The organism is Bacteroides sp. RCH18 (assembly GCF_058231005.1).
In genome coordinates this window covers 1886546-1907920 of record NZ_JBIPTC010000001.1, presented here as the reverse complement: position 1 = coordinate 1907920, position 21375 = coordinate 1886546, and the positions used below count along the sequence as shown (strand labels likewise).

At 44.5% G+C, this 21375-nt stretch carries 13 protein-coding genes, 2 tRNA genes and 3 rRNA genes; 15 read left to right on the top strand and 3 right to left on the bottom strand.

The annotated features are described in order from the left end of the window. Positions 1-341 precede the first annotated feature (341 nt). From ACHLI0_RS07610 to ACHLI0_RS07550, 13 genes are all read left to right on the top strand, one after another. Positions 342-1664, top strand: a complete 1323-nt coding sequence (locus ACHLI0_RS07610; RefSeq protein WP_490748799.1) for an IS4 family transposase — start codon at positions 342-344, stop codon at positions 1662-1664. Between the two features lie 820 nt (positions 1665-2484). Then, positions 2485-4007: ribosomal RNA gene (locus tag ACHLI0_RS07605) — 16S ribosomal RNA — on the top strand. A gap of 232 nt (positions 4008-4239) precedes the next feature. Continuing rightward, a tRNA-Ile gene (locus ACHLI0_RS07600) sits at positions 4240-4313 on the top strand. 54 nt (positions 4314-4367) lie between these two features. Then, positions 4368-4441, top strand: a tRNA-Ala gene (locus tag ACHLI0_RS07595). Between the two features lie 162 nt (positions 4442-4603). Next, positions 4604-7483 (top strand): 23S ribosomal RNA (locus ACHLI0_RS07590). 117 nt (positions 7484-7600) lie between these two features. Continuing rightward, a 5S ribosomal RNA gene (rrf, locus tag ACHLI0_RS07585) occupies positions 7601-7711 on the top strand. Together the 16S, 23S and 5S rRNA genes with 2 tRNA genes alongside form the textbook arrangement of a ribosomal RNA operon. 123 nt (positions 7712-7834) lie before the next feature. Continuing rightward, complete coding sequence (locus tag ACHLI0_RS07580; RefSeq protein WP_048696945.1) at positions 7835-8077, top strand: hypothetical protein; 243 nt, start codon at positions 7835-7837, stop codon at positions 8075-8077. Positions 8078-8474: 397 nt separating this feature from the next. After that, positions 8475-9971: a 2-isopropylmalate synthase gene (locus tag ACHLI0_RS07575; RefSeq protein WP_490748798.1), complete on the top strand. Its 1497-nt coding sequence runs from the start codon at positions 8475-8477 to the stop codon at positions 9969-9971. A 77-nt stretch (positions 9972-10048) separates the two neighbouring features. Next, on the top strand, positions 10049-11443 hold the full coding sequence (leuC, locus tag ACHLI0_RS07570) for a 3-isopropylmalate dehydratase large subunit (RefSeq protein WP_008763197.1): 1395 nt from the start codon (positions 10049-10051) through the stop codon (positions 11441-11443). Positions 11444-11485: 42 nt separating this feature from the next. Then, a complete protein-coding gene (leuD, locus tag ACHLI0_RS07565; RefSeq protein ID WP_008763198.1) occupies positions 11486-12088 on the top strand; it encodes a 3-isopropylmalate dehydratase small subunit in 603 nt (200 codons plus the stop codon). After that, complete coding sequence (locus ACHLI0_RS07560) at positions 12064-13593, top strand: hydroxymethylglutaryl-CoA lyase-like TIM-barrel protein (RefSeq protein ID WP_008763199.1); 1530 nt, start codon at positions 12064-12066, stop codon at positions 13591-13593. Before leuD ends, ACHLI0_RS07560 begins: the two co-directional genes overlap by 25 nt. A gap of 90 nt (positions 13594-13683) precedes the next feature. Next, positions 13684-14745, top strand: a complete 1062-nt coding sequence (gene leuB / locus ACHLI0_RS07555) for a 3-isopropylmalate dehydrogenase (protein ID WP_225680367.1) — start codon at positions 13684-13686, stop codon at positions 14743-14745. A 213-nt stretch (positions 14746-14958) separates the two neighbouring features. Further along, positions 14959-16278 carry a DUF4784 domain-containing protein gene (locus ACHLI0_RS07550; protein WP_490748797.1) on the top strand — a complete coding sequence of 440 codons (1320 nt, stop codon included), beginning with the start codon at positions 14959-14961 and terminating at the stop codon, positions 16276-16278. A 2-nt stretch (positions 16279-16280) separates the two neighbouring features. Here ACHLI0_RS07550 and ACHLI0_RS07545 read toward each other — a convergent pair whose 3' ends face one another. From ACHLI0_RS07545 to ACHLI0_RS07535, 3 genes are read right to left on the bottom strand one after another with little or no spacing between them, the layout of a single operon-like run. Then, the gene (locus tag ACHLI0_RS07545; protein WP_490748796.1) at positions 16281-16913 is read right to left on the bottom strand and encodes a class I SAM-dependent methyltransferase; all 633 of its coding nucleotides are present in this window, start codon (positions 16911-16913) and stop codon (positions 16281-16283) included. An 8-nt stretch (positions 16914-16921) separates the two neighbouring features. Then, complete coding sequence (lpxF, locus tag ACHLI0_RS07540; RefSeq protein WP_490748795.1) at positions 16922-17599, bottom strand: lipid A 4'-phosphatase; 678 nt, start codon at positions 17597-17599, stop codon at positions 16922-16924. 39 nt (positions 17600-17638) lie between these two features. Beyond that, on the bottom strand, positions 17639-19474 hold the full coding sequence (locus ACHLI0_RS07535; protein WP_172685150.1) for an LTA synthase family protein: 1836 nt from the start codon (positions 19472-19474) through the stop codon (positions 17639-17641). 88 nt (positions 19475-19562) lie between these two features. Between ACHLI0_RS07535 and cysK the strand changes: the two genes are divergently transcribed. Further along, positions 19563-20513 carry a cysteine synthase A gene (cysK, locus tag ACHLI0_RS07530; RefSeq protein WP_490749560.1) on the top strand — a complete coding sequence of 317 codons (951 nt, stop codon included), beginning with the start codon at positions 19563-19565 and terminating at the stop codon, positions 20511-20513. A 10-nt stretch (positions 20514-20523) separates the two neighbouring features. Beyond that, on the top strand, positions 20524-21342 hold the full coding sequence (locus ACHLI0_RS07525; RefSeq protein ID WP_055221512.1) for a tetratricopeptide repeat protein: 819 nt from the start codon (positions 20524-20526) through the stop codon (positions 21340-21342). Positions 21343-21375 lie beyond the last annotated feature (33 nt).

Genomic DNA, 21375 nt, shown 5'->3' with positions numbered 1-21375 from the left:
ATAAGTAACCATTGAAAACAAGGCAGTGTGACAGCAAAGTTTGCCGTCACACTGCCATCACCTACTGCCGTCACCTCATTAATCACTCATATTCAAATTATTACCCCCAACAAAGTGACAGATGACAGCAAATTATAGTTTTTTATTTTCATAGAGAGCCTGGTTGACACGTAAGTAGGTGGTGACTAACAAGTCGATTCTATCTTAAATCTCCTCCTTCTGGAAGCTACCCTTTATACACAAGTATATATTATTTTTTTTATCTTTGCTTGATGTTATTAGAGACAGATCAAATTCGTGATCCTCGGCTTTTGCGACGTTTAAACTTAATTTGCTCTCAGATGGTTGTCCATCAAAGTGCTATAGTGAATCAATTTAGTAAGGAACATAAAGAAAAGATGGGTGCTTATAGATTTTTGAACAATTCCTCAGTCAGTTCTGATGCTATCTTATCAGGTCTGATACAAACTTGCTGTAAGAATGCTTCCGGTCGTAAGCATTTACTGTGTATTCAAGATACCTCGGAGATAAACTATGAGGCTCATGTTGAGCGAATGAAGAAAAAAACAGCCAGTCCCGGCATTGTCGGTCAAAGGCAATGTGGTACTTTTTTGCATCCTGTCTTGGTAGTGGATGGCTCCAGCCATATTCCTATAGGCTTTTCTTCGGTCAAGCAGTGGAATCGCTCACCGGATGCTTTAAGTCGTGAAGAACGTAATTACAGATATCAGCCTATAGAAGAAAAAGAGTCATATCGTTGGATAGAAAGTGGAATGGCTGCCAGTGAGCAAATGCCCCGGGATGCAGTTAAAACGATCATCGGTGACCGTGAAGCGGACATTTTTGAACTTTTCAGCCGTATCCCTGCTGATAATGTTCACTTGCTGATACGTTCTGTTCATGAAAGGAATTGTCGGTTGGATGATCCAGACTGTTCTCTCCATCTGAATACATTAATGGAGCAGGCTGTTCTACGGGCAGAGTATAGCTTTGAAGTGCTCCCGGGAAGCGGACGTAAGAAACGGGTAGCGTGCATGGAACTTCGCTTTGAAAGAGTCACCTTGTGCGCTCCTGTTAACGGTCCGGCAAAGGGCAGTCCCCCTGTTAGTCTTTATTGCATACATGTTAAAGAAAAATCTTCCAGTACACCGGTAAATGAGAGCCCTATTGAATGGAGACTGCTAACTACACATGTGGTGGAGACTGTAGAACAAGCAATTGAATGTATCGGTTGGTATCGTTGTAGATGGCTGATTGAAGAGTTGTTCAGAGTGCTCAAAAGAAAGGGATTCATGATTGAGGACGCACAGTTGGAAACAGTTTCGGCATTACAAAAACTAATCTTAATTTCCTTGCAGGCAGCCCTGCAGGTGATGGTACTCAAACTTTCTTTTGATAAAGAAGATGAAAAACTCTCTTCAGAAATCTACTTTACAAGCAAAGAAATAGAATTATTACATATAGTAGGAAAAAAGAGTGAGGGAAATACAAAAATACAGCAAAATCCATATAAAAAAGAATCAATGGCATGGGCAGCATGGATTATTGCAAGGTTAGGAGCATGGAGTGCATACAAGAGCCAGTCCATTCCAGGATATATAACCTTTAAGAATGGACTGGATAGATTTTATACACAGTTTGAACTGTATGAGTTTATCAGATAAGACTTGTGTATAAAGGGTAGCTTCTGGAAGGAGGAGTGGTCGCAGACCGAGGTGGTAGGATAAATAATGTTTGTTCCCGTTTCTTTGTAAATGATAGGGTTATGTATTCACCTACCACCTCCCCCTATTTCCTCTTCATTTCCCTGGTGCATCCACCCGCGCTCGCCCTGCCTAACGCGCGTGTGAATATAATAATGTACATTCCTTTCCTCTGTTCCTCCTACATCCGAGAAAAATATGTTCTACAACATCCTTATAACTCAACGCTTTAGCGAGTCTTTTCAAAAATAATTCAAAAAAAGAGTGATTTAAGTTTGGAGTATATTTGAAAAGGGACTACTTTTGCACCCGCTTTCCAAGAGAAGAAAGCCTTGATAAATTGACTTAGTGTAAAAGCAAGGGTCTGCTTAACCATAAGAACAAAAAAACTTCCGATAAAGTTTGGAAGATAATGCTTAAAGTTCTTATCTTTGCAGTCCGATTCGCAAAGAAAAGGCGTTTAATTTTTCTTCTTTACCTTCTTTCCCTTTCGCAAGAGAGCCTGAGAAACGATATAAAAAGAAAAACGAAAAAAAACTTCCGAAAACATTTGGTAGTTAAAATAAAACCTCTTACCTTTGCACCCGCTTTTAAAACGAAAGTAAGATGTTCTTTGAAATATTGATAAACAATACAAGTAGTACAAGAAAAAAATAGAACCGTCAATACTTGTCTTATATATAGTAATATGTGTGAGACGTAAGGTATTAATGAAGTCAATAATTGTACGGCATCCTGAACAGAGCAAAAAGCAGCAGTAATGCTGATTAACAATACTTTTACAATGAAGAGTTTGATCCTGGCTCAGGATGAACGCTAGCTACAGGCTTAACACATGCAAGTCGAGGGGCAGCAGGATCTAGCAATAGATTGCTGGCGACCGGCGCACGGGTGAGTAACACGTATCCAACCTGCCGATAACTCGGGGATAGCCTTTCGAAAGAAAGATTAATACCCGATGGCATAATTAGACCGCATGGTTTGATTATTAAAGAATTTCGGTTATCGATGGGGATGCGTTCCATTAGGCAGTTGGTGAGGTAACGGCTCACCAAACCTTCGATGGATAGGGGTTCTGAGAGGAAGGTCCCCCACATTGGAACTGAGACACGGTCCAAACTCCTACGGGAGGCAGCAGTGAGGAATATTGGTCAATGGGCGAGAGCCTGAACCAGCCAAGTAGCGTGAAGGATGACTGCCCTATGGGTTGTAAACTTCTTTTATATGGGAATAAAGTTTTCCACGTGTGGAATTTTGTATGTACCATATGAATAAGGATCGGCTAACTCCGTGCCAGCAGCCGCGGTAATACGGAGGATCCGAGCGTTATCCGGATTTATTGGGTTTAAAGGGAGCGTAGGTGGACAGTTAAGTCAGTTGTGAAAGTTTGCGGCTCAACCGTAAAATTGCAGTTGATACTGGCTGTCTTGAGTACAGTAGAGGTGGGCGGAATTCGTGGTGTAGCGGTGAAATGCTTAGATATCACGAAGAACTCCGATTGCGAAGGCAGCTCACTGGACTGCAACTGACACTGATGCTCGAAAGTGTGGGTATCAAACAGGATTAGATACCCTGGTAGTCCACACAGTAAACGATGAATACTCGCTGTTTGCGATATACAGTAAGCGGCCAAGCGAAAGCATTAAGTATTCCACCTGGGGAGTACGCCGGCAACGGTGAAACTCAAAGGAATTGACGGGGGCCCGCACAAGCGGAGGAACATGTGGTTTAATTCGATGATACGCGAGGAACCTTACCCGGGCTTAAATTGCAAATGAATAATCTGGAAACAGGTTAGCCGCAAGGCATTTGTGAAGGTGCTGCATGGTTGTCGTCAGCTCGTGCCGTGAGGTGTCGGCTTAAGTGCCATAACGAGCGCAACCCTTATCTTTAGTTACTAACAGGTTATGCTGAGGACTCTAGAGAGACTGCCGTCGTAAGATGTGAGGAAGGTGGGGATGACGTCAAATCAGCACGGCCCTTACGTCCGGGGCTACACACGTGTTACAATGGGGGGTACAGAAGGCAGCTACCTGGTGACAGGATGCTAATCCCAAAAGCCTCTCTCAGTTCGGATCGAAGTCTGCAACCCGACTTCGTGAAGCTGGATTCGCTAGTAATCGCGCATCAGCCATGGCGCGGTGAATACGTTCCCGGGCCTTGTACACACCGCCCGTCAAGCCATGAAAGCCGGGGGTACCTGAAGTACGTAACCGCAAGGAGCGTCCTAGGGTAAAACTGGTAATTGGGGCTAAGTCGTAACAAGGTAGCCGTACCGGAAGGTGCGGCTGGAACACCTCCTTTCTGGAGCGATGTCGTTGCAACGATTTCATTGGTTCTATTATTGTACTACTGGTACTTGTTTATTTATAACATATAGATCAACCATCTATAGAAGTATAGATAGAGATAAACAAGAGAAAAGAAAGAAGCCGAGTCTAACATCAGGTAGACAAGGTTGAATTATCGAGCAAGAGAGAGCAGAAGCGATGCTTGCATCGATTATGCCGAAAGCAGCCGATAATGCGTAGAACATAGTCCTATAGCTCAGTTGGTTAGAGCGCTACACTGATAATGTAGAGGTCGGCAGTTCAACTCTGCCTGGGACTACTCCGAACAAAAATTGTCGTTGCCAATACATTATTGGAATGTTCAATTACTCTTGGGGGATTAGCTCAGCTGGCTAGAGCATCTGCCTTGCACGCAGAGGGTCAACGGTTCGAATCCGTTATTCTCCACAGTCTCTGAAAAGAGAAACGATCTTTGACATGATGTACAAAAAGTAAAATTTAGTAAAGAGCTAAAAGTATATATCGAACCGTACGTTTTAAGTACAACACTATTAAGTACTTTGGGTTAATACCTGATACTTGATACCTAATACTTAAAAGTAAGTTTGAAAGAAAGTAAGCAAGGGCGCATGGCGGATGCCTTGGCTCTCGGAGGCGATGAAGGACGTGATAAGCTGCGATAAGCTCTGGGTAGGTGCAAATAACCTTTGATCCAGAGATTTCCGAATGGGACAACCCGGCATTCTGAAGGAATGTCATCCATCTTTGATGGAAGCTAACGCAGGGAACTGAAACATCTTAGTACCTGTAGGAAAAGAAAATAATAATGATTCCCCTAGTAGTGGCGAGCGAACGGGGAATAGCCCAAACCACCCATGTTACGGCATGTGTGGGGTTGTAGGACCACGATGTCGCAAGACATTTGATGAGTAGAATCCTCTGGAAAGTGGAACCATAGACGGTGATAGTCCGGTATACGAAGTCAAATTAAGCGTAGTGGTATCCTGAGTAGCGCGGGACACGAGAAATCTTGCGTGAATCTGCCGGGACCATCCGGTAAGGCTAAATACTCCCGAGAGACCGATAGCGAACCAGTACTGTGAAGGAAAGGTGAAAAGCACTTCGAATAGAAGAGTGAAATAGTCCCTGAAACCGTGCGCCTACAAGCGGTCGGAGCTTCGTAAGAAGTGACGGCGTGCCTTTTGCATAATGAACCTACGAGTTACTTTTTCCGGCAAGGTTAAGCATCTTGAGATGTGCAGCCGAAGCGAAAGCGAGTCTGAACAGGGCGTCGAGTCGGAAGGAGTAGACGCGAAACCAAGTGATCTACCCTTGGTCAGGTTGAAGGTTAGGTAACACTAACTGGAGGACCGAACCGATAAGCGTTGAAAAGCTTCCGGATGAACTGAGGGTGGGGGTGAAAGGCTAATCAAACTTGGAGATAGCTCGTACTCCCCGAAATGCATTTAGGTGCAGCCTTGTGAGTTACTAATGTGAGGTAGAGCGACTGATAAGATGCGAGGGCTTCACCGCCTATCAAGTCTTGATAAACTCCGAATGCGCATTAGTTCTATCACAGGAGTGAGGGCATGGGTGCTAAGGTCCATGTCCTAAAGGAGAAGAATCCAGACCATCAGCTAAGGTCCCCAAATAAACACTAAGTTGAACTAACGAAGTCAGATTGCTAAGACAGCTAGGATGTTGGCTTGGAAGCAGCCATTCATTTAAAGAGTGCGTAACAGCTCACTAGTCGAGGAGTTTGGCGTGGATAATAATCGGGCATTAAGTGTTTTACCGAAGCTATGGGATCAGTAATGATCGGTAGGGGAGCATTCCACTCTGCGTCGAAGGTGAAGCGTGAGCTTTGCTGGAGCGTGTGGAAAAGCAAATGTAGGTATAAGTAACGATAAAGGGGGTGAGAAACCCCCTCGCCGAAAGACTAAGGTTTCCTGATCAACGCTAATCGGATCAGGGTTAGTCGGGTCCTAAGGCTCAGCCGAACGGTGAGGCCGATGGCAGAACAGGTTAATATTCCTGTACTACCTTAAGGAGTGACGTGGAGACGGAGCAGTGACAGCGCCGCGGACTGACGGAATAGTCCGTTGAAGGGTGTAGATGTTGATCATCCCAGGCAAATCCGGGATGAGAGTCGAACCTGATAGTATGGAGCGTTCTTCGGAACAATCCAATAGTGCGTGTAAGCATACTCCCAAGAAAATCCGCTAAACTTAATCCTTAAGGTACCCGTACCGCAAACGGACACACGTAGTCGGGTTGAATATACTAAGGCGCTTGAGTGATTCACGGTTAAGGAACTAGGCAAATTGACCCTGTAACTTCGGGATAAAGGGTCCCAACGAGAGTTGGGCGCAGAGAATAGGTCCAGGCAACTGTTTAACAAAAACACAGGGCTGTGCCAAATTGAAAGATTATGTATACAGCCTGACACCTGCCCGGTGCTGGAAGGTTAAGAGGAGATGTCATCGCAAGAGAAGCATTGAATTGAAGCCCCAGTAAACGGCGGCCGTAACTATAACGGTCCTAAGGTAGCGAAATTCCTTGTCGGGTAAGTTCCGACCTGCACGAATGGTGTAATGATCTGGACACTGTCTCAACCGTGAGCTCAGTGAAATTGTAGTATCGGTGAAGATGCCGATTACCCGCGATGGGACGAAAAGACCCCGTGAACCTTTACTATAGCTTAACATTGAATTTGGGTAATTGATGTGTAGGATAGGCCGGAGACTTTGAAGCAGGTACGCCAGTATTTGTGGAGTCGCTGTTGAAATACGGCCCTTTGATTATTTGAGTTCTAACTCGTAGTTGCGAGGACACTGTTTGGTGGGTAGTTTGACTGGGGTGGTCGCCTCCAAAATAGTAACGGAGGCTTCTAAAGGTGCCCTCAGGACGATTGGTAACCGTCCGTAGAGTGTAATGGCATAAGGGCGCTTGACTGGGAGACTAACAAGTCGATCAGGTAGGAAACTAGAGCATAGTGATCCGGTGTTTCCGTATGGAAGGGACATCGCTCAAAGGATAAAAGGTACTCCGGGGATAACAGGCTGATCCCTCCCAAGAGCTCATATCGACGGAGGGGTTTGGCACCTCGATGTCGGCTCGTCACATCCTGGGGCTGGAGAAGGTCCCAAGGGTTGGGCTGTTCGCCCATTAAAGTGGCACGCGAGCTGGGTTCAGAACGTCGTGAGACAGTTCGGTCTCTATCTATCGTGGGCGTATGAAATTTGCGTGGCTCTGACACTAGTACGAGAGGACCGTGTTGGACTGACCGCTGGTTTACCAGTTGTGCCGCCAGGTGCATTGCTGGGTATCTAAGTCGGGATTGGATAAGTGCTGAAAGCATCTAAGTACGAAGCCAGCCACAAGATTAGATTTCTTAGGGTCGTTAAAGACGATGACGTTGATAGGATGCAGGTGTAAAGGTGGTAACATCAAAGCCGAGCATTACTAATTGCCCGTTCACTTTCTTTCGGACGGTGCGGATCGCGATATATACGTTTAGCGAGCGTATCAGTAAGTTCATTCATTTGACTCTGATATCTTACTTAAGTTTTACTTTTCATCATGTCATAACCTTATTGAATTTATTCAGGTGGTTATAGCACGAGGGTTCCACCTCTTCCCATTCCGAACAGAGAAGTTAAGCCTCGTCACGCCGATGGTACTGCGTAACAGTGGGAGAGTAGGTAGCCGCCATTTTTAGAAAGTCCCCGCCAGTCAAAGATGACTGGCGGGGATTTCTTGTTTTGGCAGTTTAGGAAAAAATAGCTATATTTGCCGACGACAATTATTTTATTAAACGTTTAAAGCAAATTAAAAGGTATGAAAACAAAACTTTTTTTGGCTGCTGTAGCAGTAACATTTTCTTTCGCTGTGATCTCTTGTTCTGGTAACAAAGCTAATAACGCTGCCGCTTCTGAAGGTGAAGAAGCAACAGTTGAAACTGTAGAAACTGTTGCTGTTGAAGCAACTGACTCTTGCTGCCAGGCTAAAGACTCTTGTGCTACTGCTTGCGATAAGAAAGCTGATTGCACAGAAAAGAAGGAATGCTGTGATAAAAAGTAATCTATTGATTTAGAACGATAAATTAAAAGGGGGTATAGTGTGTCTGCACTATGCCCCCTTTTTCTGTTTGATGAAATACGGGGCTTTGTTAGTAATACTTTTCTGCTAATAACCGACTTTAACTTATGAAATGAAATTATTTTCGATAAAAAAGTAACGTATTATTTGGTAGTACAGAAATAATCCATACCTTTGCACCGTCAAACTATAAAAGAGACAAAAAATGAATCAGATGTTTATACATATTCTACTATGCGGTATTATTATTCTACTATCAAAGGTTAGTGGAAGTGAGTGCTGCGCGTAAATGTGTATACTGAAAATATACGAAAGCCTTTCTCACTTCCAAGTGTGAAAGGTTTTTTTTTGAGCCAATAATAACATAAAATGATAGAAGATGGACAATAGGTTATTTATTTTTGATACCACCCTTCGGGATGGTGAACAGGTTCCGGGATGCCAGTTGAACACAGTGGAGAAGATTCAGGTAGCGAAGGCACTCGAAGCTTTGGGGGTCGATGTAATTGAAGCCGGCTTCCCCATTTCCAGCCCGGGAGATTTTAATTCTGTGATTGAAATTTCTAAAGCGGTGACTTGGCCTACTATTTGTGCTTTGACCCGTGCTGTTCAGAAGGATATTGATGTAGCGGTAGACGCTTTGAAATTCGCCAAGCATAAACGTATCCATACAGGTATCGGTACTTCTGACTCTCATATTAAATATAAATTCAACTCCAATCGGGAAGAGATTATCGAACGCGCGGTAGCAGCAGTGAAGTATGCACGTCGTTATGTGGATGATGTGGAATTTTATGCAGAGGATGCAGGGCGTACGGACAATGAATATCTGGCACGTGTGGTAGAAGCGGTTATCAAAGCGGGAGCGACAGTGGTGAATATACCGGATACGACGGGTTACTGTCTGCCTTCCGAATATGGTGCAAAGATTAAATATTTGATTGATCATGTAGACGGCATTGATAATGCGATTCTTTCTACTCACTGTCATAACGATTTGGGAATGGCAACAGCAAATACGATTGCTGGTGTTCTGAATGGAGCCCGTCAGGTAGAGGTGACCATTAACGGTATCGGCGAACGTGCTGGAAATACCGCTCTTGAAGAAATCGCAATGATTATCAAGAGTCATCATGAGATCGATATTCAGACCAATATCAATACACAGAAGATTTATCCGACTAGCCGTATGGTATCCAGCTTGATGAATATGCCTGTACAGCCGAATAAAGCAATCGTAGGTCGCAATGCTTTTGCCCATTCATCGGGTATCCATCAGGATGGTGTGTTGAAGAATGTAGAAACTTACGAGATTATCGATCCGCATGATGTAGGCATCGATGATAACTCTATCGTATTGACTGCCCGTAGCGGACGTGCGGCATTGAAGAATCGCCTGTCGTTGTTGGGAGTTAACCTGGATCAGGAAAAACTGGATAAGGTATATGAGGAGTTCCTGAAACTGGCCGATAAGAAAAAAGATATCAATGATGATGATGTATTGGTATTGGCAGGAGCAGACCGCAGCCAGAATCATCGTATTAAGTTGGAGTATTTGCAGGTGACAAGTGGTGTCGGCGTCCGTTCAGTTGCCAGTCTGGGACTAAATATTTCCGGTGAGAAGTTTGAAGCCTGTGCGAGTGGTAATGGTCCGGTGGATGCTGCCATCAAGGCTCTGAAAAAGATCGTAGATCGTCACATGACATTGAAAGAATTCACTATTCAGGCTATTAGCAAGGGAAGTGATGATGTAGGTAAGGTTCATATGCAGGTGGAATATGATAATCAGATTTATTATGGCTTCGGAGCAAATACGGATATTATAGCCGCATCGGTAGAAGCTTATATTGACTGTATTAATAAATTCAAGGCATAAAGGAACAGCGAAAGTGGTACTGAAATACGTACCCCGCATTAATTATAAATCATACATAGTAAAAATAGATATAACAGATGAATACATTATTTGATAAAATATGGGATGCCCATGTGGTGACTACGGTGGAAGATGGGCCGACACAACTTTATATTGATCGTTTATATTGTCATGAAGTGACCAGTCCGCAGGCTTTTGCCGGATTGCGTGAGCGTGGCATCAAGGTATTACGTCCGGAAAAGGTATTCTGTATGCCCGACCACAATACTCCGACACATGATCAGGATAAACCGATTGAAGACCCGATCTCCAAGACTCAGGTGGATACACTGACGAAAAATGCGAAAGATTTCGGTCTGACACATTTCGGTATGATGCATCCTAAAAACGGAATTATCCATGTGGTAGGTCCGGAACGTGCACTGACACTGCCGGGCATGACGATTGTTTGCGGTGACTCGCATACTTCTACTCACGGTGCAATGGGAGCTATCGCTTTCGGCATCGGTACCAGTGAAGTGGAAATGGTACTGGCTTCACAATGTATCCTTCAGTCAAGACCGAAAACAATGCGCATTACCGTAGATGGCGAACTGGGTAAAGGAGTGACTGCGAAAGATGTTGCTCTGTACATGATGTCTAAGATGACTACCAGCGGAGCTACCGGTTACTTCGTGGAATATGCAGGTTCGGCCATCCGCAATCTGACTATGGAAGGACGTCTTACTCTTTGTAATCTGTCTATTGAAATGGGAGCACGTGGTGGTATGGTTGCTCCGGATGAAGTGACTTTCGAATATATCAAAGGACGTGAGAATGCTCCGCAAGGGGAAGCATGGGATCAGGCTATGGAATACTGGAAAACGCTGAAGAGCGATGATGACGCCGTATTCGATCAGGAGGTCCGTTTTGATGCAGCGGATATTGAGCCGATGATTACGTACGGAACCAATCCGGGTATGGGAATGGGAATTACGCAAAACATTCCTACTACGGAAGGAATGGGAGAGGCTGCACAGGTTTCTTTCAAAAAATCGATGGAATATATGGGATTCCAGCCGGGTGAATCGTTACTGGGTAAAAAGATTGATTACGTATTCCTGGGTGCTTGTACTAATGGCCGTATTGAGGACTTCCGCGCATTCGCTTCTCTGGTGAAGGGACGCAGGAAAGCGGATAATGTAATCGCATGGCTGGTTCCGGGATCATGGATGGTTGATGCCCAGATTCGTAAGGAAGGAATTGACAAGATATTGACTGAGGCGGGATTTGCAATCCGTCAGCCGGGATGTTCAGCATGCCTTGCGATGAATGATGACAAGATTCCTGCAGGAAAATATTCGGTATCGACCAGCAACCGTAACTTTGAAGGTCGTCAGGGACCGGGTGCCCGTACTTTACTGGCCAGCCCGTTGGTTGCTGCTGCCGCTGCGGTGACAGGAGTGATTACCGACCCGCGTGAACTGATGTAATTTCAATCGTAATTTGTAAATATTTAAATTGTAAACAGAAAGATGGCTAAGACAAAATTTAATATAATAACAAGTACTTGTGTACCCCTTCCTTTAGAGAATGTAGATACTGACCAGATTATTCCGGCACGTTTTCTGAAAGCAACGACTCGTGAAGAGAAGTTTTTCGGTGATAACCTGTTTCGTGACTGGCGTTATAATGCCGATGGTTCGTTGAACAAGGATTTCGTGTTGAACGATCCTACGTATAGCGGACAGATATTGGTGGCAGGAAAGAACTTCGGTTCGGGTTCCAGCCGCGAACACGCAGCCTGGGCGATTGCCGGATATGGTTTCCGTGTGGTAGTATCGAGCTTCTTTGCCGATATTCACAAAAATAATGAGTTGAACAACTTCGTACTTCCGGTAGTTGTTACTGAAGGATTTTTGCAGGAACTCTTCGACTCTATCTTTGCTGATCCGAAGATGGAAGTGGAAGTGAACCTTCCCGAACAGACCATCACTAATAAAGCAACGGGTAAGAGTGAACATTTTGAAATCAACGCTTATAAGAAACTTTGTCTGATGAACGGACTGGATGACATAGACTTCTTGCTAAGCAATAAAAATAAAATAGAAGAATGGGAAAACAAGGCGTCAAAATAGAGATCATGGACACAACGCTCCGTGACGGTGAGCAAACCAGCGGAGTATCTTTTGTGCCCCATGAGAAACTAATGATTGCCCGTTTACTATTGGAGGATTTGAAGGTAGACCGGGTAGAGGTTGCTTCAGCACGTGTATCGGAAGGTGAGTTTGAAGCCGTGAAGATGATTTGTGATTGGGCAGCCCGCCGCAATCTGCTTCAGAAAGTGGAAGTGCTGGGATTTGTGGACGGTCATACTTCGGTGGACTGGATACAACGTACCGGGTGTCGTGTCATCAATCTTCTTTGTAAGGGGTCATTGAAACATTGTACCCAACAATTGAAAAAGACTCCCGAAGAACATATCGCAGATATTATCAACGTAGTACATTACGCAGATGAACAGGATATCGGAGTGAATGTATATCTGGAAGACTGGAGTAACGGAATGAAAGATTCTCCCGAATATGTGTTTCAGTTGATGGATGGCTTGAAGCAGACAAGCATCAGACGTTATATGTTGCCCGATACATTGGGAATCCTGAACCCGCTGCAGGTGATAGAATATATGCGGAAGATGAAGAAGCGTTATCCGAATACCCATTTTGATTTTCACGCGCATAATGACTATGATCTGGCGGTAAGTAATGTGCTGGCTGCCGTGTTGAGTGGTGTCAGAGGATTGCACACTACGATCAACGGACTTGGCGAACGGGCTGGTAATGCCCCCCTTTCCAGTGTGCAGGCTATTCTGAAAGATCATTTCAATGCAATGACCAATATTGATGAAAGCCGCCTGAATGATGTCAGTCGGGTAGTAGAATCCTATTCCGGTATTGTAATTCCTGCCAATAAGCCGATTGTGGGAGAGAATGTCTTTACACAAGTTGCAGGCGTTCACGCCGATGGCGATAATAAGAATAATTTGTATTGTAATGATTTACTTCCCGAACGTTTCGGACGTAAACGTGAGTATGCATTAGGAAAAACAAGTGGGAAGGCAAATATCCGTAAGAACCTCGAAGATCTGGGACTGGAGCTCGATGAAGATGCCATGCGCAAGGTGACGGAGCGAATCATTGAACTGGGGGACAAGAAAGAGTTGGTGACTCAGGAGGATTTGCCGTATATTGTATCGGATGTATTGAAACACGGGGCGATAGGTGAGAAGGTCAAGCTAAAGAGTTATTTTGTAAATCTGGCTCACGGTCTGAAACCGATGGCGACTTTAAAGATCGAAATAAACGGAAAGGAATACGAAGAAAGTTCAAGTGGCGATGGTCAGTATGATGCTTTCGTACGTGCGTTGCGTAAAATTTATAAAGTGACGTTAGGACGTAAATTCCCCATGTTGACGAATTATGCGGTATCTATCCCACCGGGTGGACGTACAGATGCGTTTGTGCAGACAGTAATTACCTGGAACTATGACGAACAGGTGTTCCGTACCCGTGGACTTGATGCCGACCAGACGGAGGCTGCCATTAAAGCAACAATGAAGATGTTGAATCTACTTGAAGAATAAGTTGATTTTATATTAACATGCATTTGATGCTTCCGATATGACAGAGATTAATTAACTTTGAGTAGTATAAAAGATAAAAAGAAAAGTAACATGGATTTTAAAATTGCTGTATTAGCAGGCGACGGCATCGGACCGGAGATTTCGGTACAAGGTGTAGATGTAATGAGTGCCGTTTGCGAGAAGTTTGGTCACAAAGTAAGTTACGAATATGCAATCTGCGGTGCAGATGCGATTGATAAAGTAGGTGATCCGTTTCCGGAAGAAACATATAAGGTTTGCAAAGATGCAGATGCTGTTTTGTTTTCGGCCGTAGGTGATCCGAAGTTTGATAATGATCCTACTGCGAAAGTTCGTCCGGAGCAGGGATTGCTGGCAATGCGTAAGAAATTGGGATTGTTTGCTAATATTCGTCCGGTACAGACATTCAAATGCCTGATCCATAAATCTCCGTTGCGTGCGGAACTGGTTGAGAATGCGGATTTCATCTGCATCCGTGAGCTGACCGGCGGTATGTACTTCGGTGAGAAATATCAGGATAATGATAAAGCATACGATACAAACTACTACACTCGTCCGGAAATTGAACGTATCCTGAAAGTTGCTTTTGAATATGCAATGAAACGCAGAAAGCACCTGACTGTGGTAGACAAGGCAAATGTTCTGGCTTCTTCCCGTCTGTGGCGTCAGATTGCACAGGAAATGGCTCCCAATTATCCGGAGGTGACAACTGACTATATGTTTGTGGATAATGCTGCCATGAAGATGATTCAGGAACCAGCTTTCTTTGACGTGATGGTGACTGAAAATACATTCGGTGATATTCTGACTGACGAAGGTTCCGTTATCAGCGGCTCTATGGGATTGCTTCCTTCAGCTTCTACCGGTGAAAGTACTCCGGTATTCGAACCGATTCATGGTTCATGGCCACAGGCGAAGGGCTTGAATATTGCGAACCCGTTGGCACAGATTCTGTCTGTAGCTATGTTGTTTGAATATTTCGACTGTAAAGAAGAAGGTGCGCTGATTCGTAAGGCGGTTGATGCATCACTGGATGAAAACGTGCGTACACCGGAAATTCAAGTAGCTGATGGTGCCAAATACGGTACAAAGGAAGTAGGACAGTGGATTGTTGACTATATCAAGAAGGCTTAAACAGATCATTCTGAACAAGATATATGGAGGCTGGATTCTTTAAACGGAGTTCAGCCTCTTTTTTGTTTTTCGTGCATTCCGTTTCCTTGTTTTCTTTTGCTTAATAAAATGAGTCCGTTGGGAGGAAAAACTAATCGGACTGTTAAAAAGTAGAAGAGTAAGATATTTGCTAATGAAAAACAGTACATTTGCACAGATTAATACACAAATGCTATGACAAAAAATTATCTATTCTTACTGTTGGGTTTGCTGCTTGCAGCGTGTAGTTCTGATGACAAAGACGAACAACCGATTTTAGTGACCAATGTTGTAATGCCTGCTTCGGGAACAGTATTCAAACCCGGTGAAAAGGTAACGATAATGGCGGAAGGATTCCAGGACAATGATGAAATCATGTTCGATATTCGCTGGCCGCTTCAAGACGAAGTGCTGCATGAAGGATATGCTAAAGGGGGACGGGGTGTTATAACGGAAAAGACGGCTACGAGCATTACTTTTCTGGCTCCCGGACACTGGCCTGCTTCTACAACGGAAATCTTATTACGCCGCTCCGGTCAAATGATGTCTTTAGGAAAGATTTCGGTGGCGGATGGACAGGCACCCAAAGATTTTCAGCTTTATGGTATCATTAATTCCCGTTCCAATACCCACCGTCCTCATGCTATCGAATACATCAATCTTGAAAAGCCACAAACGGCAGAGATAGTACGACTTGCAGACAATCAAGACTTCTCTTGTGTAGTCAACCTTCCCGGAAGCTGGAGCCTTAGTGGAGTATGGACGAAGGATGATCGCCGTACGACCGGACTTTATGATCTTTCTATGAACTATTGGGAAAAACCGGGAGCTGATCAGCTTGTAACAATGGGGATAGCGACCGGTAATTCTGTTTTTGGGGTATATCAAGGCGGAGACCGTTTATTTGTTAAAACAGTTAATGTGATGCCCTATACCAGAATGTATGTGCCGGAGAAACCTGATTATGGTTTTCTGCTGCCCGAAGGGATGAAGGCTGAAGCATTGTCACGTTATCCCTGTATACAAATGAGTGATGGAAATATACTCTGTTCGGTAGATAACGGCGATGGAACTTTTTCACCAGTAGTCTTGAACGGACAAAATATAGAAGAGAAAAGTATATATGTTGGCGAACCGATACAGGCAGTGGCATTGATTCCTTTTTGGATAGTTAAGCCTGTAGAAGGTATGGGAACGGCTAAATATACACGTGTTGGCGGATATATCGTATCGAAGAGAAATGGTGCGACGGCAGGGGACGGGGATGGAACAGAATTTAGGTTATGGAACCCGACTACAAAGACGCTGGACGAACCTTTAACCACATTCTCTAATGCTGCGTGTTCAGTAGCCACACTTGTTTCGGAAGATTTTAAGAAACAGGAACTTTATGTCTTGTTTGATGGTAGTCGGAATGGAAGGCTGATTTATGTGTATGATTTACTAAAAGGTAGCTGGGAATCGTTATATCCAGGGGGCGGATTTCCTTATTCAGAAATCGTATTAGCCCGATAAGATTATGACTCAGCTATTCTCCGGGCTACTATGCACAAAGGCCCTTTTTCATGCTTATATGAAGCAATGGAGACAAAGCCGGACTGCAAGAGTATGGATTTCAATTCATCACAAGAACGAATAATCATCCCGTCAATCAGATTTGTCCAGGTTTTGACTGACGGGTTATTCAGTTCGCAGCAAATCAGGAAATGTCCGTTCCGCTTTAATACCCGTGTCACTTCGGTGAATGCTTTCGGAAGGTCGTTCCAAAAGTAAACCGTCTCGAAGGCAGTGACCACGTCGAACATTTCATCGGTATAAGGCAGTGTGTCTACCGTACCTTGTTCTATAAAACAGCGGGTGGAAAGATATTTTTTGTTTTTCTTCTGTGCGAAAAGGACACTTTCCGGTGAAATGTCAATGCCGTATGCTTTTCCTTGCGGACAGCGGCGCATCAGCTGTGTAAGATTGGCTCCGCCACCGCAACCAATGTCGAGCACATTCCATTCCTTATTCCATGTTATATGTGACATTCCCCATTCGGAAAGCAAAGTGTGCCGTTTGTTCATTTCCCGGAGAATGACTCTTCCCCAAAAGCCTTCAGGCTTTTTGAGATTGTGGAATAACTTATGGATGATATTTCTTTTGCCCATGTTATAAACTAACTTTGCACGATGGAATAGATGATAATGCCTGCTAAAGTCAGCAATCCGGTATAGATCATAACTTCCGTTTGTTTCATTCCGGCGCCCTTTCCAGGAGCAGGAATGTCTGATTGAAGTCGTTCCGTTAACTTATGGGCGATAAAGTAGAACAGCCAACCTCCGAATCCACCGATAATGGCTCCTGCTACTAAATCACCGGGATAATGCAATCCCAGATACAGGCGTGTATAAGAGTTGGTAAATGCCCAAAGTACGATAAATATGCTTAACCAGCGTTTGCGGAACAGGCAAATCAGAAATATGGCAAGTCCGAAAGAATTGGCAGCATGACAGGAAGGAAAACCAAATCCTCCTCCTCGTCTTCCATTCACGATGTAAACCAAATCCGCTATCGGATTTTCCGGATTGGAGGGACGCAGGCGACCTACCAGCGGACGAAGAAAACTATTGCACATCTGATCGGCAAACGTGATAGTGAGGGCGATTGCTATCACATAGCACAATGCTACTTTCCAATGAAAATTCTTGAGCAGTATATATAAGATACTGGCATACATCGGGACCCATATAACCTTACCTGTGAATGCACTCATGAAGTAATCCCAGAAAGGCGAATGTATTCCGTTGAAGAACAAAAGCAGTTGGGTGTCTATATCCGAAAGAAATTCTATCATAAAATAAGTCGTATTATTAAAATATGGATTTGTCTGATCTTATCGCTTAGCCAGGTCATCATATAGTTTCTGAAGGAAGGCTTTTCCTTTTTCCAGATTGGCCCCTTTCTCTGTCCCTTCATCTATCTGGACGGTGTTGGCATCCAGATTATACACTAATTGATTTTCCGCAGTCACCATGCCAAACAGGGTCGGTTCCGTGAAATATCCGAAATGGGGAGAAGACGGGTTAAATATATTCTTGCTGAAAGTAAAGTCATCGTGCGGCAATCCGAGCTGAGAAAGCAGCGTAGCGGCAATATCGATCTGCGAAGCGTATGTGTCTACCACTCGTGGTTCTTTTACGGCTCCTCCGATCAGTATTAGCGGAATAGTATGCCCTTCCAGCGGATTTTCTACCGGACGCGGGTAAGCTCCCAAATGATCCGGTACAAGTACGATCAGTGTATTCTTCCACATCGGTGTCTCCTTATACTGTCTCACAAAATCTCCTACGCAACTATCAGCATAGGCGAAAGCATTCAGCACTTTATCGTCCAATCGGTAGAACGGAACTTCAAACGGCTCGTGACTGCTTGATGTCTGCACGATTTTAAAGAAAGGTTCCTGCTGCTTCTCTTCTTTGAGGTCTTTCAGGAAACGTTGGAAAAGTGTATGATCCGGTGCTCCCCATTTACCCGGACGTTCGGACAAAGGAAAATCTGTCTCGGAGATAATCTTCTCAATACCCGATGAAACCAGATAAGAGCGCATATTGGTGAAGTCTGCATCCCCTCCGTAATAGTATTCCAAACTGTATCCGGCATTTTTCAGACTGCGAGGAATGGAAGGAAGTCCATCCGTTTTCTCGGGATACTTCATAATGCTGGTACTCGGCTGACCGGGATAACCACTGATAATAGATGCCAGTCCGCGATCCGTCCGGAAACTATTTGCGTAGAAATTAGTGAATAACACTCCTTCTTTTCCGAATTTATCCATATTCACCGCTACATTCGGCTGTCCTCCCATCGTTTCCATTAAATGTGTAGAAAAACTTTCGAGGATAATAAATATGATATTCGGGCGTTGAGTATTTAGAATTTGAGGGATACTGTCTGTTGCCGCCACAGGTTTATCCAACATTTCGGTCAGCAGCTCATCTGCAACTTTCGGGTCCATGAACCGATATTGCTTATCGAAATTGTTTTGATGGGTAGCAGAATACATAAAACTGAATGCCGGATTGATAGCTGCATGATTCATCCGTTGGTTTTGGCTATAGTATACTTTGCTCAGGTTCATTGTCGATACGGAAAAACCGCCACGGATAGGAATGAAGAGCGCAGCTGTCAGTAATAAAAGGACGAGAGATACATACTGCCGCTGATAAGGTATCTTCAACGGTGCTTTCTCCCGGATAAGTACGGCGTAGAAAATACCGTAGAGGATGGCTGCATAGATCAGCATAGCTAGGATTCCGAGTAATATGAACCAGAAGCTGACGCTTGCCATGGCATCTTTCGGAGATGAGAAGAAATAGAAGATCGGGGTGGCATCCAGCCGGAATCCCCAGAAACCGTATAAGCCCAAATCGATGATGAAGATGCAGGACATCACAAAAGCGATGATTCCGAAGTAACCTTGCCGGATGCGGCGTAGTATGGAAGATTTTGTCCAGGCGGAAGCGATAAGCAGGAAGCCCGGGATGGCAGTCAGATATCCTGCCAGTGAGAAATCCAGCGGCAAGCCGTGCCACATCACGCTGAAATAATCGCCGATTGAGGCGTCTGTATAGAGTTCATGGTAGTAAGCCATGAAAATAGGTTTTTGAAGGACAAACAGAAGAACGAACAAAAAATAAGTCGTGAGAAATTGCAGGATTCTCTTTTTCATATCTATAAACTTAAAAATATTGAACGGAGACAAAGGTACAATTCTTTTCTGTATCTTTGCGCATCAACCTGATAAAACGAGGTGAATGATGGCAAAAATTGCGAATAAATTAACAGATTTAGTGGGTAATACACCTCTAATGGAACTTTCCGGATACAGTGGAAAGTATGGTCTTAATCAGAATATTATCGCTAAACTGGAGGCTTTTAATCCGGCGGGAAGCGTAAAAGACAGAGTCGCTCTTTCTATGATTGAAGATGCGGAAGCCCGCGGGGCACTGAAACCCGGTGCCACCATTATCGAACCGACCAGCGGAAATACGGGAGTCGGACTGGCGATGGTAGCGACCATTAAAGGGTATCACCTGATATTGACTATGCCCGAAACGATGAGCCTGGAACGGCGAAACCTGTTGAAAGCACTGGGGGCGCAGATTGTGCTGACAGATGGTTTGGGCGGGATGGCTGCTTCTATTGCCAAGGCGCAGGAGTTGCGTGATAGTATCCCCGGATCGGTGATCCTGCAACAGTTTGAAAATCCTTCGAACGCTGCTGTCCATGAGCGGACAACAGGAGAAGAAATCTGGCGGGATACGGATGGTGAAGTGGCAGTGTTCGTTGCCGGAGTAGGAACCGGAGGTACGATTTGCGGCGTGGCGCGCGCCTTAAAAAAACATAATCCGGATGTTCATATCGTTGCGGTTGAACCTGCGTCGTCTCCCATATTGGCAGGAGGTCAGGCAGCACCACACCGCATACAGGGAATCGGGGCGAATTTTATTCCGAAACTTTATAATGCTTCTGTAGTGGATGAAGTGATCGGTGTGCCCGATGACGAAGCCATTCGTGCGGGCCGGGAACTGGCTACGACAGAAGGTTTGCTGGCTGGAATCTCTTCGGGAGCGGCCGTATATGCAGCCCGTCAGTTGGCACAGCGTCCGGAGTTCAGGAACAAAAAAATCGTTGCGTTGTTACCTGATACGGGAGAACGTTATCTGTCGACCGAGTTGTTCGCTTTTGATGCCTATCCTTTGGATTAATATTTGAATCATGATAAGAATTATTTTAATTTTATTTCTTAGCTTTCCGGTTGCCCTGTGTGCGCAGACCTATCAGCAATTATCAGAAAAGGCGATTGAATATATCGAAATGGACAGTCTTTCCAAAGCCGAAGAACTACTGCTTCAGGCTTTGAAACTGGAGCCGAAGAATGCAAAGAATGCTATGCTTTTTTCCAATCTGGGATTGGTACAGCGTCGGTTGGGTGAATATGATAAGGCACTCGAATCTTATTCTTTTGCGCTGAACTTTGCTCCATTGGCGGTACCTATCCTGCTGGACCGCGCTGCGATTAATCTGGAAATGGGAAATACAGACCGTGCTTATACCGATTATTGTCAGGTACTTGACGAAGATAAGCAGAATAAGGAAGCGCTGTTGATGCGGGCATATATCTATGTACTCCGGAGGGATTACCCTGCGGCACGAATCGATTATAACCGTTTGCTGGCGATTGACCCGCAAAGTTATAGCGGTCGGCTCGGACTGGCTACCTTGGAACAGAAAGAAGGAAAATTCAAGGAAGCGCTCGAAATTCTTAATAAGATGATTACGGCAACTCCCGAAGATGCGACTCTTTACATTGCCCGTGCAGATGTGGAACGGGAGATGAAGCATGAAGATCTGGCTTTGGTCGATTTGGAGGAAGCTATTCGCCTGAATCCTTCTTCGGCGGATGCCTATTTGTTGCGTGGCAATATTTATCTGACACAGAAAAAGAAAGCATTGGCAAAGATGGACTTTGAAAAAGCTATTTCGCTGGGCATACCTCCTGCTGATTTGCACGAGCAGCTGAAACAATGTAAATAAAAGACAAAACTAAAAACATATTACTACTAATTA

Excerpts from the sequence above, each read along its gene's own strand:
- ACHLI0_RS07610 (WP_490748799.1), top strand. The coding sequence starts at position 342 with ATGGTTGTCCATCAAAGTGCTATAGTGAATCAATTTAGTAAGGAACAT.
- ACHLI0_RS07580 (WP_048696945.1), top strand. The coding sequence starts at position 7,835 with ATGAAAACAAAACTTTTTTTGGCTGCTGTAGCAGTAACATTTTCTTTC.
- ACHLI0_RS07575 (WP_490748798.1), top strand. The coding sequence starts at position 8,475 with ATGGACAATAGGTTATTTATTTTTGATACCACCCTTCGGGATGGTGAA.
- leuC (WP_008763197.1), top strand. The coding sequence starts at position 10,049 with ATGAATACATTATTTGATAAAATATGGGATGCCCATGTGGTGACTACG.
- leuD (WP_008763198.1), top strand. The coding sequence starts at position 11,486 with ATGGCTAAGACAAAATTTAATATAATAACAAGTACTTGTGTACCCCTT.
- ACHLI0_RS07560 (WP_008763199.1), top strand. The coding sequence starts at position 12,064 with ATGGGAAAACAAGGCGTCAAAATAGAGATCATGGACACAACGCTCCGT.
- leuB (WP_225680367.1), top strand. The coding sequence starts at position 13,684 with ATGGATTTTAAAATTGCTGTATTAGCAGGCGACGGCATCGGACCGGAG.
- ACHLI0_RS07550 (WP_490748797.1), top strand. The coding sequence starts at position 14,959 with ATGACAAAAAATTATCTATTCTTACTGTTGGGTTTGCTGCTTGCAGCG.
- ACHLI0_RS07545 (WP_490748796.1), bottom strand. The coding sequence starts at position 16,913 with ATGGGCAAAAGAAATATCATCCATAAGTTATTCCACAATCTCAAAAAG.
- lpxF (WP_490748795.1), bottom strand. The coding sequence starts at position 17,599 with ATGATAGAATTTCTTTCGGATATAGACACCCAACTGCTTTTGTTCTTC.
- ACHLI0_RS07535 (WP_172685150.1), bottom strand. The coding sequence starts at position 19,474 with ATGAAAAAGAGAATCCTGCAATTTCTCACGACTTATTTTTTGTTCGTT.
- cysK (WP_490749560.1), top strand. The coding sequence starts at position 19,563 with ATGGCAAAAATTGCGAATAAATTAACAGATTTAGTGGGTAATACACCT.
- ACHLI0_RS07525 (WP_055221512.1), top strand. The coding sequence starts at position 20,524 with ATGATAAGAATTATTTTAATTTTATTTCTTAGCTTTCCGGTTGCCCTG.